The 17,329-nt window shown below is 41.0% G+C and carries 12 protein-coding genes and 3 pseudogenes; 7 read left to right on the top strand and 8 right to left on the bottom strand.

The window, feature by feature from the left end; all coding sequences use genetic code 11:
- Position 1: 1 nt before the first annotated feature.
- A pseudogene (locus RJD38_RS11310) lies at positions 2-295 on the bottom strand (type IIL restriction-modification enzyme MmeI); the annotation flags it as partial.
- Between the two features lie 104 nt (positions 296-399).
- Here RJD38_RS11310 and RJD38_RS11305 point away from each other — a divergent pair.
- The 7 genes and pseudogenes from RJD38_RS11305 (at position 400) to RJD38_RS11275 (ending at position 7,836) form a co-directional block, all read left to right on the top strand.
- A complete protein-coding gene (locus tag RJD38_RS11305; protein WP_032073033.1) occupies positions 400-1,608 on the top strand; it encodes an IS4 family transposase in 1,209 nt (402 codons plus the stop codon).
- Positions 1,609-1,672: 64 nt separating this feature from the next.
- Positions 1,673-2,167, top strand: a complete 495-nt coding sequence (locus tag RJD38_RS11300) for a hypothetical protein (protein ID WP_065545547.1) — start codon at positions 1,673-1,675, stop codon at positions 2,165-2,167.
- Between the two features lie 125 nt (positions 2,168-2,292).
- Complete coding sequence (locus RJD38_RS11295) at positions 2,293-2,622, top strand: hypothetical protein (RefSeq protein ID WP_065545546.1); 330 nt, start codon at positions 2,293-2,295, stop codon at positions 2,620-2,622.
- 160 nt (positions 2,623-2,782) lie between these two features.
- Positions 2,783-4,918 (top strand): annotated as a pseudogene (locus RJD38_RS11290) (class I SAM-dependent DNA methyltransferase); the annotation flags it as partial.
- A gap of 107 nt (positions 4,919-5,025) precedes the next feature.
- Positions 5,026-6,234, top strand: coding sequence for an IS4 family transposase (locus RJD38_RS11285; RefSeq protein ID WP_032073033.1), 1,209 nt, complete (start codon positions 5,026-5,028; stop codon positions 6,232-6,234).
- A 16-nt stretch (positions 6,235-6,250) separates the two neighbouring features.
- Positions 6,251-6,520, top strand: a pseudogene (locus RJD38_RS11280) (type IIL restriction-modification enzyme MmeI); the annotation flags it as partial.
- Between the two features lie 107 nt (positions 6,521-6,627).
- Positions 6,628-7,836, top strand: coding sequence for an IS4 family transposase (locus RJD38_RS11275; RefSeq protein WP_032073033.1), 1,209 nt, complete (start codon positions 6,628-6,630; stop codon positions 7,834-7,836).
- Here the strand turns inward: RJD38_RS11275 and RJD38_RS11270 are convergent.
- The 7 genes from RJD38_RS11270 to RJD38_RS11240 all read right to left on the bottom strand — a co-directional run bounded on the left by RJD38_RS11270 (position 7,805) and on the right by RJD38_RS11240 (position 17,179).
- Positions 7,805-9,886, bottom strand: a complete 2,082-nt coding sequence (locus tag RJD38_RS11270; protein WP_367971284.1) for an AAA family ATPase — start codon at positions 9,884-9,886, stop codon at positions 7,805-7,807. The genes RJD38_RS11275 and RJD38_RS11270 overlap by 32 nt on opposite strands.
- Complete coding sequence (locus tag RJD38_RS11265) at positions 9,873-10,406, bottom strand: hypothetical protein (protein WP_065545549.1); 534 nt, start codon at positions 10,404-10,406, stop codon at positions 9,873-9,875. Before RJD38_RS11265 ends, RJD38_RS11270 begins: the two co-directional genes overlap by 14 nt.
- Positions 10,407-10,411: 5 nt before the next feature.
- Positions 10,412-11,041, bottom strand: a complete 630-nt coding sequence (locus RJD38_RS11260) for a hypothetical protein (RefSeq protein ID WP_065545550.1) — start codon at positions 11,039-11,041, stop codon at positions 10,412-10,414.
- Positions 11,034-13,496, bottom strand: a complete 2,463-nt coding sequence (locus RJD38_RS11255; protein WP_367971282.1) for a hypothetical protein — start codon at positions 13,494-13,496, stop codon at positions 11,034-11,036. The genes RJD38_RS11260 and RJD38_RS11255 overlap by 8 nt, the downstream gene beginning before the upstream one ends.
- A gap of 53 nt (positions 13,497-13,549) precedes the next feature.
- A complete protein-coding gene (locus tag RJD38_RS11250) occupies positions 13,550-14,758 on the bottom strand; it encodes an IS4 family transposase (protein ID WP_032073033.1) in 1,209 nt (402 codons plus the stop codon).
- 103 nt (positions 14,759-14,861) lie between these two features.
- Positions 14,862-15,758, bottom strand: coding sequence for a hypothetical protein (locus tag RJD38_RS11245; protein ID WP_367971281.1), 897 nt, complete (start codon positions 15,756-15,758; stop codon positions 14,862-14,864).
- A complete protein-coding gene (locus RJD38_RS11240) occupies positions 15,758-17,179 on the bottom strand; it encodes a site-specific integrase (protein ID WP_065545552.1) in 1,422 nt (473 codons plus the stop codon). Before RJD38_RS11240 ends, RJD38_RS11245 begins: the two co-directional genes overlap by 1 nt.
- Positions 17,180-17,329 lie beyond the last annotated feature (150 nt).

The following is a 17,329-nucleotide window of genomic DNA, read 5'->3' as shown; positions in this document are numbered from 1 at the left end:
ATTATTTATTTGTGATTAGTTCTTCATAACGCTCTAAAAGAAAAGCTAACCGTTCAGATGAATCTTTAAAAGGTTTATTCCTGAACAATTTATCTACCGCTAGATCTAGATTCTGATGTGCTTCTAAAAGGTCGTTTGGCATGGTGTCAGGGTTATATAATTCAGCTAAGGTTTTACCCGGAGAGTCCTCCCTAACTAACAGTATATTCTCAGCTAACAAACAGATTTCTTCTTTTTGACTATTAGTTGGAGATGGCCATGGAAATGTATTATAAACAATTGTTGCAGAGTACTGAGGAATCCCCTAATGATTTTGATAAAAATCATAAATTTAAGGTAGATGCACATCTTGTCATGTGATCAAATGGTTCTGAGAAAAATCAATAACCAGACAACAAGATGTGCGAACTCGATATTTTACACGACTCTCTTTACCAATTCTGCCCTGAATTGCACTTAAAACGACTCAACAGTTTAACGCTGGCTTGCCACGCATTACTTGAATGTAAAACGCTCACTCTTACCGAACTTGGTCGTAACCTGCCAACGAAAGCCAGAACAAAACATAACATCAAACGAATCGACAGATTGTTAGGTAATCGTCACTTGCACAAAGAGCGACTCGCTGTATACCGTTGGCATGCCAGCTTTATCTGTTCAGGTAATTCGATGCCCATTGTTCTTGTTGACTGGTCTGATATTCGTGAGCAAAAACGGCTTATGGTATTGCGGGCTTCGGTGGCACTACATGGTCGTTCTATTACTCTTTATGAGAAAGCCTTTCCGCTTTCAGAGCAATGTTCAAAGAAGGCTCATGACCAATTTCTAGCCGACCTTGCAAGCATTCTACCGAGTAACACTACACCGCTCATTGTCAGTGATGCTGGCTTTAAAGTGCCATGGTATAAATCCGTTGAAAAGCTAGGTTGGTACTGGTTAAGTCGAGTCAGAGGGAAAGTGCAATATGCAGATTTAGGTGCGGAAAACTGGCAACCTATCAGCAACTTACATAGCATATCCTCAAGTCGCTCAAAGACTTTAGGCTATAAGAGGTTGACTAAGAGCAACCCAATTTCATGTCAAATTGCACTGTATAAATCACGTCCTAAAGGCCGAAAAAATCAGCGTTCGACACGGACTAATTGTCATCATCCGTCACCTAAAATCTACTCCGCTTCGACAAAAGAACCATGGGTTTTAGCGACTAACTTGCCCGTTGAAATCCGAACACCAAAGCAACTTGTTAGGCTCTACTCGAAGCGTATGCAAATTGAAGAAACCTTCCGAGACTTGAAAAGCCCAGCCTACGGTTTAGGCCTCCGTCATAGCCGAACTAGCAGCTCAGAGCGCTTTGATATCATGCTGCTAATCGCCCTAATGCTTCAACTGACATTTTGGCTTGCTGGAGTTCATGGTCAGAAACAAGGTTGGGATAAGCACTTCCAAGCTAACACTGTCAAAAATCGAAATGTACTCTCAACAGTGCGCTTAGGGATGGAAGTTTTGCGGCATTCTGGCTACACAATAACGAGGGAAGACTTGCTCGCGGCTGCAACCCTGCTTGCTCAAAATCTATTCAAACATGGTTGTGCTTTGGGGAAATTATGAGGGGATCCCTCAGGGTTTAATATGATGTTTTAGTATATCCTATACAATAGATAGGGAAGTTATTTTGAAGATTTTATATTTTGACCCGCGAACAATTTTATACTCACGTGCTTATATTAATAGTAACGAAGAAGTGAAGTCTGCTTTCTTTAACTATAAGTTTATGAGTATTAAACAGACGTTGTTAAACATAGCACCAGATAAAAAAAGTGCTCAGATGCTAGCAGACGTAGCACAGCAAGCTGGCGCACTGTTGTATCCGACTTCACCACAGTCGTACACACGTGAGTCACTCATTCAAAGTGGTGTTTTCAATGATAATCAACTGGCTCCTTTCGTTGACTTGAGATATAGACTTAGATTAGATGATGCAGACTGGTTGAGAACGACTAGAAAGCATGCTGAACTTTTGAACGCAAGCTGGTATGTATGTGGTGATTTCGAAGAGGATATGCGAACTGCTATAGGTACGTTCGCAGAAAGAGTATTTTACATTGATTATGAAAATGGAATCGATGAAAACACTATTAATATGATTCGAAAAGCAATGATAGATTAATCGAAAATATAGGCGATAAAAATTAACAGAATCGACGTTGAAGTAATTTATCTTTTTGTTCTGAGAACTCTTTGTACAGCGCCTCTTAGTGTATTGACGTTTCCGGCGGAAACGCTTTTGGTCTTATGCTGAACGTTTCCGGCGAAAACGCTTTTGGTCTTATGCTGAACGTTTCCGGCGGAAACGCTTTTGGTCTTATGCTGAACGTTTCCGGCGGAAACGCTTTTGGTCTTATGCTGAACGTTTCCGGCGAAAACGCTTTTGGTCTTATGCTGAACGTTTCCGGCGAAAACGCTTTTGGTCTCATGCTGAACGTTTCCGGCGAAAACGCTTTTGGTCTCATGCTGAACGTTTCCGGCGAAAACGCTTTTGGTCTCATGCTGAACGTTTCCGGCGGAAACGCTTTTGGTCTTATGCTGAACGTTTCCACCAGAAACGACATTCCAGTTTCATAACTTACTCATTTGATTAGTGTCTATACATTTTGTTGGCATGGTTAATCGCTTAGCAGATAGATATTGGTAAACAAAAATATTGTATGCAAATCAATGAGCATTCTGGCTTTCAAGGGTATAATCCAACTCATTATTAGAGTTCCCTTACCTAGGAAAAATCATGACCGTCAATCAAGCCAAGATTTTTGAACAGCTTGAGCAGCTCGTTGAAGCTTCAGAACCTAGCGAATTCATCTATGGATTTCTTACCGCATTTAAATTTCCTAAAGCCACAATTACTCAGCTTCGACAAGGTGGAAACCGCAATGTTGCTAAGATTGAAGGTCATATTGGACTAAAGAACAAGCTTTACTATTTCCCGACGAATGAGTCGAAAGATATCGATGCGGCTTTAGATGATGTCATCGCTGATCCAATGATCGCTAGGAATAAGATCCGCTATATCATCACTACTGATTTTGAACGCTTTTTAGCGTGGGACAGTGCAACTGGCGAACGACTAGATATCGACTTTGAAGTTCTTCACCGAAATTACAGTTTCTTTTTGCCACTAGTGGGGCTTGAGAAAGCCATCTTAAATAGTGAAAAGCCAGCAGACGTAAAAGCGGCTGTAAAAATGGGTAAGCTATTTGACCTGATCCGTGTTAACAACGACTTGAATACTCCTGAAGATATTCATGCGTTAAACGTCTTTCTTACTCGTTTGTTGTTCTGCTTGTTTGCAGAAGATACAGGAATCTTCCCTCAAAAGAGTCAATTCACCTCAGCGATTAAGAGTGTGACGTCTGAAGATGGCAGCGACTTAGATCAGTTTCTTCATGACTTATTCTTAGTTCTAAATAGTCCCGACGGTAGTGACCTTCGCAAACGCCTACCTCAGCATTTAACTGATTTCCCATACGTCAATGGTGGTTTGTTTGAAAGCGACGAACCAATTCCTGAACTGGGGAAAAAAGGTCGTCGTATTTTAATTGAGTGTGGTCTTGAAGATTGGAGTGCCATTAATCCAGATATTTTTGGCAGCATGTTTCAAGCGGTTATAGATGTCGATCAGCGAGCACGTTTAGGTCAGCACTATACCTCTTACAGCAACATTATGAAGGTGATCCAGCCCCTATTTTTAGACCCTCTACGAGCTGAACTAGAGAAACAACGTAACAGTGTCAATGGTCTTAAGCGTCTGCTTGTGAGACTTGGTGAAATCAAGGTATTTGATCCTGCTTGTGGTTCAGGAAATTTCCTGATCATTGCGTATAAAGAACTACGTCTTCTTGAAATTGAAGCCATCCAAGCTCTAATGAAGATCGATCAAGGTTTCTTTATCACCAACATTCACTTAGACCAGTTCTATGGGATTGAGATTGATGATTTCGCTTGTGAAATTGCACGTCTTTCTTTGTGGCTAGCGGAGCACCAAATCAACAAACAGTGGGAAGAGCATATTGGTCCTGCTGAGCCTGCATTACCGCTAAGAGCAACAGGCAATATTGTCGGTGGAAATAGTCTTCAACTAGAGTGGGATGAAATTTGCCCTAAACAAGATAATGATGAAGTTTATGTAATTGGTAATCCACCTTTTCTAGGCACTTTAGGTAGAAGTTCTGAGCAGCGCAATGATATGCAAGCAGTATTTAAAGGTTTTAAATCGCTTGGATATCTCGATTTTGTAGCATGCTGGTTTTGGAAAGGTGCTCAGTATATTCAATCATCGAACGCTGAATTGGCTTTAGTTGCGACAAACTCAATATGTCAGGGAGAGCAATCTGCTACATTGTGGCCAGCCATCTTCCAGTTAGGCTTACATATACACTTAGCGTATCCAACCTTCCCATGGGCTAATAATGCTAAAGATAAAGCAGCTGTTCATGTTGTTATTGTCGGCCTCTCAGGCACCTCTAAAAATAAAAGTCTATATCAATATGTTAACGGAGAGTGGCATCGCCAATCTGTAGATAATATTTCTCCTTACTTAGTTATTGGTACTGATATAGCGGTAACACCATCCAAGCAACCATTGGTGAAAGGGGTTCCTAAACTTCTGTTCGGGAATAAACCTACAGATGGAGGCAATTTCTTTTTAAACAAAGATGAGTTAAATGAGTTGTTAAGGTTAGAACCTACAGCGGAAAAGTGGGTTAGAAAAGCACTTGGAGCAAGTGAGTTTCTTAACGCCAAAGATCGTTGGTGCCTATGGCTTGTAGATGCGTCTTTATCTGATATAAATAGGATGCCAGAAGTACAAAAAAGGGTGGATACAGTAAGGGAGCTAAGGATTAAAGCTGGTCATAGCGCTGCTCTGAGGAATCCCCTAATGATTTTGATAAAAATCATAAATTTAAGGTAGATGCACATCTTGTCATGTGATCAAATGGTTCTGAGAAAAATCAATAACCAGACAACAAGATGTGCGAACTCGATATTTTACACGACTCTCTTTACCAATTCTGCCCTGAATTGCACTTAAAACGACTCAACAGTTTAACGCTGGCTTGCCACGCATTACTTGAATGTAAAACGCTCACTCTTACCGAACTTGGTCGTAACCTGCCAACGAAAGCCAGAACAAAACATAACATCAAACGAATCGACAGATTGTTAGGTAATCGTCACTTGCACAAAGAGCGACTCGCTGTATACCGTTGGCATGCCAGCTTTATCTGTTCAGGTAATTCGATGCCCATTGTTCTTGTTGACTGGTCTGATATTCGTGAGCAAAAACGGCTTATGGTATTGCGGGCTTCGGTGGCACTACATGGTCGTTCTATTACTCTTTATGAGAAAGCCTTTCCGCTTTCAGAGCAATGTTCAAAGAAGGCTCATGACCAATTTCTAGCCGACCTTGCAAGCATTCTACCGAGTAACACTACACCGCTCATTGTCAGTGATGCTGGCTTTAAAGTGCCATGGTATAAATCCGTTGAAAAGCTAGGTTGGTACTGGTTAAGTCGAGTCAGAGGGAAAGTGCAATATGCAGATTTAGGTGCGGAAAACTGGCAACCTATCAGCAACTTACATAGCATATCCTCAAGTCGCTCAAAGACTTTAGGCTATAAGAGGTTGACTAAGAGCAACCCAATTTCATGTCAAATTGCACTGTATAAATCACGTCCTAAAGGCCGAAAAAATCAGCGTTCGACACGGACTAATTGTCATCATCCGTCACCTAAAATCTACTCCGCTTCGACAAAAGAACCATGGGTTTTAGCGACTAACTTGCCCGTTGAAATCCGAACACCAAAGCAACTTGTTAGGCTCTACTCGAAGCGTATGCAAATTGAAGAAACCTTCCGAGACTTGAAAAGCCCAGCCTACGGTTTAGGCCTCCGTCATAGCCGAACTAGCAGCTCAGAGCGCTTTGATATCATGCTGCTAATCGCCCTAATGCTTCAACTGACATTTTGGCTTGCTGGAGTTCATGGTCAGAAACAAGGTTGGGATAAGCACTTCCAAGCTAACACTGTCAAAAATCGAAATGTACTCTCAACAGTGCGCTTAGGGATGGAAGTTTTGCGGCATTCTGGCTACACAATAACGAGGGAAGACTTGCTCGCGGCTGCAACCCTGCTTGCTCAAAATCTATTCAAACATGGTTGTGCTTTGGGGAAATTATGAGGGGATCCCTCAGAGCGCTGCTCTAAAAATGGCAGAAAAACCACATTTATTCATGCAAGTTAGCCAACCAAAAGAGGGGAAATATATATTAATTCCTAGTGTTTCTTCTGAAAGAAGGACATACATACCAATTGGATTTTTTGAGGCAGATGTTATCGCAACAAACCTAAACTATATACTTCCGAACGGCTCACTATATGAATTTGGTATTTTAACGTCACTACTACATAATGATTGGATGCGTTTAGTTGCTGGTCGTTTGAAGAGCGATTACAGATACTCTGCACTGAGGAATCCCCTAATGATTTTGATAAAAATCATAAATTTAAGGTAGATGCACATCTTGTCATGTGATCAAATGGTTCTGAGAAAAATCAATAACCAGACAACAAGATGTGCGAACTCGATATTTTACACGACTCTCTTTACCAATTCTGCCCTGAATTGCACTTAAAACGACTCAACAGTTTAACGCTGGCTTGCCACGCATTACTTGAATGTAAAACGCTCACTCTTACCGAACTTGGTCGTAACCTGCCAACGAAAGCCAGAACAAAACATAACATCAAACGAATCGACAGATTGTTAGGTAATCGTCACTTGCACAAAGAGCGACTCGCTGTATACCGTTGGCATGCCAGCTTTATCTGTTCAGGTAATTCGATGCCCATTGTTCTTGTTGACTGGTCTGATATTCGTGAGCAAAAACGGCTTATGGTATTGCGGGCTTCGGTGGCACTACATGGTCGTTCTATTACTCTTTATGAGAAAGCCTTTCCGCTTTCAGAGCAATGTTCAAAGAAGGCTCATGACCAATTTCTAGCCGACCTTGCAAGCATTCTACCGAGTAACACTACACCGCTCATTGTCAGTGATGCTGGCTTTAAAGTGCCATGGTATAAATCCGTTGAAAAGCTAGGTTGGTACTGGTTAAGTCGAGTCAGAGGGAAAGTGCAATATGCAGATTTAGGTGCGGAAAACTGGCAACCTATCAGCAACTTACATAGCATATCCTCAAGTCGCTCAAAGACTTTAGGCTATAAGAGGTTGACTAAGAGCAACCCAATTTCATGTCAAATTGCACTGTATAAATCACGTCCTAAAGGCCGAAAAAATCAGCGTTCGACACGGACTAATTGTCATCATCCGTCACCTAAAATCTACTCCGCTTCGACAAAAGAACCATGGGTTTTAGCGACTAACTTGCCCGTTGAAATCCGAACACCAAAGCAACTTGTTAGGCTCTACTCGAAGCGTATGCAAATTGAAGAAACCTTCCGAGACTTGAAAAGCCCAGCCTACGGTTTAGGCCTCCGTCATAGCCGAACTAGCAGCTCAGAGCGCTTTGATATCATGCTGCTAATCGCCCTAATGCTTCAACTGACATTTTGGCTTGCTGGAGTTCATGGTCAGAAACAAGGTTGGGATAAGCACTTCCAAGCTAACACTGTCAAAAATCGAAATGTACTCTCAACAGTGCGCTTAGGGATGGAAGTTTTGCGGCATTCTGGCTACACAATAACGAGGGAAGACTTGCTCGCGGCTGCAACCCTGCTTGCTCAAAATCTATTCAAACATGGTTGTGCTTTGGGGAAATTATGAGGGGATCCCTCAGTGCTGTGTATATCCAAGATCTGTCAACAATCCTAGAAGAATCAACAACCACAACAACCCTATCGAATTGCGACCCCTGAGCTTTGTGTACCGTAATACAATATGATGCAGATAGGCTTTGAAGTAGAGGCTCTGTTATAGCTACTTTAGAACCATCTAACAGAGTCACCTCGCCAAAAATATCGTTAACCCTAGATACCGAATCTAACACCCCCATAGTGCCATTCTGAACACCTTCATCCCAAAAATTTTTATTAAATACAACGGGATCACCTTTTCGAAGAGTGATTTTGCAGTCACCCACAAAATCTCCTTCTTCTGACTCCAAAATAGGCGCTCCGTGAGGGTTGATAGAAAACTGTGTTGCTCGGTTGATTTCTGTAACTCTGGTATTACTTCCAGCAACCACCGTTGCATTTCCACAAGCCTCTGCCATCAATTCAACAGCTTTCTTAGAGAACAGTCGCCTTGGTGTGTTATAAAAGGTTACATTCCCCATAGTCAAGTCAGCAGGTGTAAGCCCATGCCTTATCAATTTGGTATATTCGGGAATTCCGCTATCTTCAGATGAACGTTTAACGATATCTAGTTCTACTGTTGGCAAACATTTAGCCTTAATGAAGTCATGCAATGCCAACCCATACCCTATTGGCGGTAGCTGATACGGATCTCCGACAAAGATAATTCTAGTATTTTCGGGGATTTTTCGCAGTAAGCGAAACAATAATGAGATATCCACCATACTGGCTTCATCAATAACTACGACCGATTTATCACCCGCTTTCATGTCACCTTTCATGAGAGCACCGTGTATCGTTTGGGATAAATATCCTGTGGCAGATCGGATACACTCAGCGGCTCGTCCCGCAAGAGCCATAGGATAAACCTTGTACCCATTCTGATTCAGAGCCTTGAATAGAACTCTAAGTACTGTTGTCTTTCCTGTACCAGCTCCGCCTGTCAAAATGAAAACGCCACTGGACATCCCTGTTTTAACAGCCTCTTTTTGTTTTGCTGTTAATTCAAATGGAAGATCTTTTTGAGCAAGATTGAATGTCCGCTCCATTTCAGAAGACCAGCTAGATGCTTGTGACTTCAGATGGAGTAGTTCTACCGCAATGAAGTGCTCCATGATCAAAGGAGCAATGGCATGAAAGCCAAACTCAGATTTACGAACTTGCGATGCTTTGTTAACTAGTCTCAAAGACTCAAATGCTAAACTTTGATTTTTCAACAGACTTCTTAGTGATTTATAGAGTATCTTCTCATCACTCACTGTATGTCCTTTCTCAAGCTCTTTTTGAACCACATATTCAAGTGCTGCAACCAATCGCCTTTCATCGCACTGGCTGGTGATATTGAATGTTTTAGGGTTCTGAGCAAGAGCATCTATTTCGTTAAATGACATGCCAAGAGATATCGCAGCATATGGGTTAGCTTTGATAGCTTTAATCGAATCTATGCCGTGAAAAGTAACAATCTTATTGATTGTTGATGTTTTGAAACCACATTCCCTTAACCATTCAGCGTGTTCCAATGTAGAATATTGCTTGCAACATTTTACGAATAACTTGGCTATCTTCGGTGTCAGGAAGTCAAACTTCGACAAATCATTTTCATAAGCATACCTAAATACGTCTTGGCCTAATTTGCTCCATATAACTTCAGCTTTTTGTGCACCAATCCCTTTAAAGTCAGGACTTTCAGACACGTAACGCTTAAACTCCTCTCCCGTATTAGGCATTAAACAGCGCATATTAACGGCTCTGATTGTATAGCGTTTACGGATCTTGCCTGACCTAAAGTTTAAGTTCTCAGGGGCTCCCTCGTAGTCTCCGGTAACTTTCCAGAGCTGTCCCTTTGAAAGAGGTATTGAATTGGAGTCCTTTGGTGCCTTAACTACATACAACTTGTCTTTATGACCTGTATCTGGGTCAGCATCATGACCTTCAACTCGCTCAGCAGTAAAAACTAAGTTTGTGTTAGAAAACCAAATAGCAATTACACGCATAGTCCAGAGTTGATTAATGCTTTTCAAAGAAAATAACTCCGTGTTTAGTCATCACATCAGCCAACCTTCCTGCTTTTCCTCGACTTTCTAGTTTTGATTCCAGATGTGCAATCTTAGCTTTGAGCATTTCATTTTCCGCAATAAGTACCTGATTATTTATGTTAGATTTACTAGTTGATGGCACTTTACCTTTTACGTTAGATCCTTTTTTATCTTTTGGAACTTGCAGGTGTTCGTTAAGAACTAAGTAGTCGAGTAGCAACTTAAGATCCGACTGTATTGATTTACTTTTGCGAACACTATCTCGGTTTGGAAAGCCAAGTGTATCTGCAAGAGTTTGAGGTGCGAACGCGCCTGTTTGATTGCTAATATGAGTTAGGAAGTCTAAAATTCCCTCTTCAGAAATAGTAAGGCAGGTAAGATCTAGCTCTTCCTTGATATTTTTGATTTTAGCCGCTTCACTTTTACATGACTTAGTAAAATCAATGTGGTCATAAACCCATAATCGAAATGTAGAATGCCTTTCTTGACCTGTTTCTAAACTCATATAACTTAATCCTTAGGCTGTTCCCTAAACCATTTAAAAAAGGCTGGACATTTTTCTTGACCAATTAGCGTTTTATTGCCTTGAAAATCGAACTTGATTATCTGGTAATCTTCCAGTTCAAGTCCAAATTCTTCGCAAGTCTTCATCAGCTCGACTAAAACTTTATAAACTGCAACCTCTTTATCAGAATACTCTTGTTTAATGCCACCATCAGTCCGAGACTCAATATCTGATAGCCTTAGTCTATCCATCTCAGAATTGGCGTGCTGGAGAGCCTTACGAGTTAAGCTCAAGTCTGATAAAGTTTTACTCAATTCAAGTTGCGTGATCATCAACTCCTCTTGCAACTGAGATTCTTTGTTTTGAAATTGCTTTTTTATGCGCTCTTCAGTTTTGTAATAACTCTCAACGAGACTCCTGTATTTACTCCCTTTACGACGAATTGTTGAACCATTCATAGGTTCACCTTTTAGTTCAGTAAATTTCGCAGCAACAGCATCAGTTAGCGCAGTAAAACTACTGTATGAGTTGCAGTCCATATCTCTTAAGATGTCTTCGATGACTGCTTTACGATTAATAACACCATTAAGTTGATGTTTAATCATCTCATCGTAGCATTTGATTTCATTAGACAAGTTCAAGCTCCTCCAATAGTGGTACATCTGTTTCTTGTTTCATTGTCTCTACTAAGAGAGTTTCAGGGTCAGTACCTTTAAGTTGGGCAAGCATACTTAAGTTTTGAACAACATACTTCACCGGATCAAACTCCAGCATCATTCGAGTGTTTTGGGAAAGCTCAGGTACTTTCTGTCTTTGTACCTTTACTCTTAACTTGGTTGCCACCATTGATGCTAATCGTTTTAAGTTCTGACTTTGAAGTGAGGGGCTTCCACTAACCTCCTTCAGCCGGGCCAGTAAACTATTTGAAAGTTCATCATCAGGTACATATTTGTATTGTTCTAGAGCGCTAGCTCCAGCAATAATATATTTATCTGGGTTTTGACGAATATAACTGTGCTTTGTCAACCAATGTGATGCTATTCGAATTTGTTCATTACACTTAGCCTCTAATTGCGTTTTTTCAGCGTTATTTGTCGATAACATAAGCATCGCAGAGTATTCCTTTGCCTCGTCGAGTGCTTTACGAGCAGCAGCTCCAATAGCGACCTTATTGTGACTTGTAATACATGCATGTGAACATTCATGGCAGTTCATACGACCATGTTCGGCGATGACATCCTCAGGACACTTGTTATCATAAGGACATATATGGGTGTAGTTAATTGCTAAGCCTCGCCCTCCAGACTCTTTAAAGGCTCTTAACGCATCCCCTGAAACTGCGAAAAACGGCAGATCTTTGTTGTGATCATCTTCAATCGGATCAAACAATTGAGCTAGCATATCTTCAGTAACAAGAGTTTCCTCTGCTGAAACGACATTGTTACTAGACTGCATTTTATCTTTGAGAATGGAAAGAGCAGCCGCATCTTCTGGGCTTGCTTTAGTGTAATATCCAATAGTTCCACTGGTTTGCCCAGTCATCGCCTTTACGGCATCTTCATCACCAGTTGTAATGTTGATCACCGTTACCAACTGCGCTCGAAAACTATGTGGCGTAAGGCTTGTTTTCGGTATTAATGGTGAATAGGCTACAGGTTCGTCCAAATCTTCATATTGACATAACATTACCTTGGTCAACTCCGTTAGGTTATGCTCCTTTACCAATTCAAATTGCCCAACCTTAAGATTAGACGGAGTTAGGGTTATCTTAGTGTCAAAATCAATAGCGTGCTTATTGAGCCACTCTTCAAACATATACACAAACGCATCCATATTTGGATGAATATCGCTGTGTGTCACTGAGCCCTGAAGAAGTGGTCGAAATTTTCCTTTAGCAGATTTCTCATTATTTTGGTAAGGCTTAGGCTCTACGAAACTACTACCCGAAAAGTTTTTCCGCATCTCTTTTGCATGACAAAGAAGCATCATAACGTCTTCTTGAATACAACTTTCCAATCCCTGCACCCGTACCTTATCCGTACGAACTCGCAAAGGGACATGGGAAGTAGCAGGGTCTTCAACATTCGTTGGAATGTAATCAGCATCAAATGTATCTGCACAGAGATGAGCACCATTCGAAGATCTTTGTCCTGCATACGCCGAGACAGTTAAAGTCAATAAATGCTGGTAGTTTGCTATGTCTACAGTTGTTGAATTCTCACCAACAACCATTTTTCGAGTACGTTGGCGCATCCACATAGGTAACTTAACCTCTCCGATTTCAAGCTCTTTTCCACCAATAGCAATGGAAGTCGGTATGTAGAAACGATCAAAATTTTGAGAATAAGTTATCTCATCAATCCACTCAAAACCCTTAATTTTCAGAAGTTTTTTTCGATCTAACTCTAACGCCAAACGCCTCTCTAGTGACGCTTCCTTTGCTATTTCCGTGGAAGAACAAAATACAGCTGCTTTTGCTAGCTCTTTGAGCCACATTCGAAAAACCACCCAATACCCGATTTGAAATGTATCCTTTTTAGTTTTACCGGAACGCTTGTAACCAACATTCCTCATTTCTGGGATAGGGTTTTGCTTCAAATTGAGACCTTCAAGTTCACCGTATCGATCCATGGTAGCCTCAAAGTATCGTCTCAAACCCGCACAAGTTTCTCTTAGCTGATTAGCGCTACTTTCCCCCGAAAGAGCTCGACTTGTCATACCCTCGATAAAGGATAAAAGTGACATAGGATAGATTAACTCTTTTCCTTGCTCCTTAGCTTCTTGTAGATAAGCCCTATGAAGAACAGGATCTTGCTTAACGAAAGCAGAACATAAGAACTTACTCGGCGTTTCTGGATAATCAAAAAAGCAATTTGGATGCCTCTGATAAAACCACGGTAAATATGCAAAAAGATATGCATTAAAGTACTGAAGGACATTAATTCGAGTTTTAGCGGTATTTTTCTCAATGTCAGTTAAATCTGTCCACGCTAATTGAGTTGTCTTCCATAAGTTATCATCTGAAACAACAAGGTTATCTGGTGCATATTCACTAATCTTTCGACTTAACTTGAACTCACCAAACGACACTACATCAGTACTAGTGTTTTGAGCGTAAAGCAACTTAACACTGAGGGATCCCCTCATAATTTCCCCAAAGCACAACCATGTTTGAATAGATTTTGAGCAAGCAGGGTTGCAGCCGCGAGCAAGTCTTCCCTCGTTATTGTGTAGCCAGAATGCCGCAAAACTTCCATCCCTAAGCGCACTGTTGAGAGTACATTTCGATTTTTGACAGTGTTAGCTTGGAAGTGCTTATCCCAACCTTGTTTCTGACCATGAACTCCAGCAAGCCAAAATGTCAGTTGAAGCATTAGGGCGATTAGCAGCATGATATCAAAGCGCTCTGAGCTGCTAGTTCGGCTATGACGGAGGCCTAAACCGTAGGCTGGGCTTTTCAAGTCTCGGAAGGTTTCTTCAATTTGCATACGCTTCGAGTAGAGCCTAACAAGTTGCTTTGGTGTTCGGATTTCAACGGGCAAGTTAGTCGCTAAAACCCATGGTTCTTTTGTCGAAGCGGAGTAGATTTTAGGTGACGGATGATGACAATTAGTCCGTGTCGAACGCTGATTTTTTCGGCCTTTAGGACGTGATTTATACAGTGCAATTTGACATGAAATTGGGTTGCTCTTAGTCAACCTCTTATAGCCTAAAGTCTTTGAGCGACTTGAGGATATGCTATGTAAGTTGCTGATAGGTTGCCAGTTTTCCGCACCTAAATCTGCATATTGCACTTTCCCTCTGACTCGACTTAACCAGTACCAACCTAGCTTTTCAACGGATTTATACCATGGCACTTTAAAGCCAGCATCACTGACAATGAGCGGTGTAGTGTTACTCGGTAGAATGCTTGCAAGGTCGGCTAGAAATTGGTCATGAGCCTTCTTTGAACATTGCTCTGAAAGCGGAAAGGCTTTCTCATAAAGAGTAATAGAACGACCATGTAGTGCCACCGAAGCCCGCAATACCATAAGCCGTTTTTGCTCACGAATATCAGACCAGTCAACAAGAACAATGGGCATCGAATTACCTGAACAGATAAAGCTGGCATGCCAACGGTATACAGCGAGTCGCTCTTTGTGCAAGTGACGATTACCTAACAATCTGTCGATTCGTTTGATGTTATGTTTTGTTCTGGCTTTCGTTGGCAGGTTACGACCAAGTTCGGTAAGAGTGAGCGTTTTACATTCAAGTAATGCGTGGCAAGCCAGCGTTAAACTGTTGAGTCGTTTTAAGTGCAATTCAGGGCAGAATTGGTAAAGAGAGTCGTGTAAAATATCGAGTTCGCACATCTTGTTGTCTGGTTATTGATTTTTCTCAGAACCATTTGATCACATGACAAGATGTGCATCTACCTTAAATTTATGATTTTTATCAAAATCATTAGGGGATTCCTCAGAACTTAACACCTTTCTTATAAGTAGCACCTAACTCAAAGTTCTGAGCGCCTTGCTTTAAGGATTGAAACTCTCCAAAAGTATTTGATATGTAACCACTGCGATTTGATACAACTTCGCCAGTGGACATGGCATAAGTCGCCACTTCTTTAGGTCTTCTAATAGCGTATAGTTCTATACACTCTTGAACCCAACCGTTCGGTAATAAGCCTTTTTTCTCAAAATGTTGACAAACTTGTTTCCAGCTCAGTTCAGCTGATGGCGTGAAAATATAATGCTCAACACGAAAATCAACAAAAGACTCTACTGTCATCTCATCAAATGATTCGATACCACGGCAAATCATGTATCGAGAAAGAGTAGCGGTCTGTGATGTCAAAGATGTTTTTTTGATATTTAAGTCATCAAATCTTGAAGTAAACATCCCTTTATATTTTTCACGACTTTTGTCAGTGACATCAACCCAAATTTCTAAAGCAAGTTTAGGGTAACATGAGCTGATAGGGCTACTTGCTAAAATCTCATCTTTGACTGTTTTTTCATATCGAAAATGAGCAGGGAGAACTGCGTCCTTTTTCCTAGCAGCATTAGCTAAAAGTGCATTTAATGTCGAACGGAAGAAATGTTTCTGGTTATTAGTAATGCCATTATTAGGAAATAACCTGTCCATCACATCAACCCACGTCGTTGCTACACAGATATTGTCCAACAAGATTTCCATCATCTCGTTTGTCCAACACTGGACATTGTTGCGTAGCCACCATACACACCACATTCTTTGGTGTTTATTTTTAGCTGGTGCTGTTAATGGGCTGAGGTGTTCTAGATCTGCGGCCAATGATTTAGCAAGCGCCTCTAGATTTTCAGAAGTGTAACAAGGTAACGGTTGAGACATTATTTTAGTTCAGCTCCAAAATAGCTATTAAGTAATAGCTTTTGTTCACTATTGATTATTCCGCTCTGTACGAGTCGTAAAGCTCTATCGATCTTATTTTGAGTAAGCTCTATATCTGGCAGTGCATATGCTTCCGTAGAAGATATCTCAGAGTGAGCAATTAGGCGCTGGACAATATGCTTATCAAGCCCTTGGATAGGGGTGCCATCTTTTCTATAGCCAACGACTATGTAATTACGACAGTGTACGCCATACATATGACGAAGAGAGTGAAGAGCAAGCTTCCGGACAGGTAGACCCCTGTTCTTATACACAGCTTTGAGAGCTTGTTTGAAAGGGTATTGTCTGGTTTTATCGGCTGACAATATCAAAGGGCGACCTAGGTATTTACCGCGGTCCAATACAACGAAAAGAAAGCTATGCCCTACATGCAGTGGCTGCCTTTCCTTTACGAGGTACTGTTGCAACGTATCAAAAAAGAACGTCCTAAAAGGTTCAATAAAAAAAGTTTCAGGAGTTGTACGCCCCTTATAAGGTATGCGTAACGCAGTCTCTCCGCTAATTTCCTCAAATTCATTGCTGTAAGCAAGTGGTCGTGTTCTAGGATCAACGCACTTTACTGATCTATTTTTGATATCAATGTCTTGCAATAACACGCTTGCTGCTTCCGTTTCTCTCAGACCTGTACCCATTACAAGTGATAAAAACAAACGATCTCGCAAGGTTCTTGTCTCATTCAATACAGGAATAGCATCTTCATGTGGTAGTGCTTTCTTTACAAACGCCCCCTCCGGAGCGGGACTGTAAGACGACTTTTTAGCCTTAAGAATAGAGCTCCTACCTAGTTTAGGGCCATTGCGCACGACTCCTGCTATAACAGACTTCTTCAGTAAAACCTTACGTTGATTGGCTGGAATCTCTTTACGAAACAGAGCTTCTCCAAACATCACATCAGGAGATAAAGATAGATCAATCAGACCCAGCTCGGAAGCTGACTGCATTTCAACTTGAAATTGTGCAGATTCATTCAAAAAACCTCGAACCGAAGAGATGATTCTTTGATTCGTGGAATGCGAAGTCGGCATACGTTTTGTTTTTTTAGCAGCCAAATAAGAAAGAGTTTCACTCGAAGAATTAGTTCCCATCGAGAGGTAGTTTGGAAACTGTAAAATCATTTCTGTTAGCAAAGGAGTGCCAGTTTTCACTCCGATATTTAATTTTACAATCTCATCGGGATCATCCAAAGCGTTAAGGTAGGCGAAAAACGTTCGCAGGTCTGCTGCTTTATTCATAGCAGTATTCTCTGGCGCGGTTCTAGCTAAATCATTCACATAAAAGTTGTATGCATCAACGGGTACGCCATCAATATAAAGAGCACTTGATTTTTGCCCTGTAGCTAATTTAAAAGAAATGTGTTCCATTTGTCGAACCCTACGCATGCACTAATTTTTTATACTTTTTATAATATATACAAGTGCACGTCAAGTGCACAATAAAGTACAGACGAAAAAAAACCACCGCTTTGAATTCGGTGGTTTTTTATCTTAAGTCGTTAAACTTAAGAAGAAATA

The organism is Vibrio scophthalmi (assembly GCF_040869025.1).
Taxonomy (GTDB): Bacteria; Pseudomonadota; Gammaproteobacteria; order Enterobacterales; family Vibrionaceae; genus Vibrio; species Vibrio scophthalmi.
This window is presented reverse-complemented; position numbering and strand designations above follow the sequence as displayed.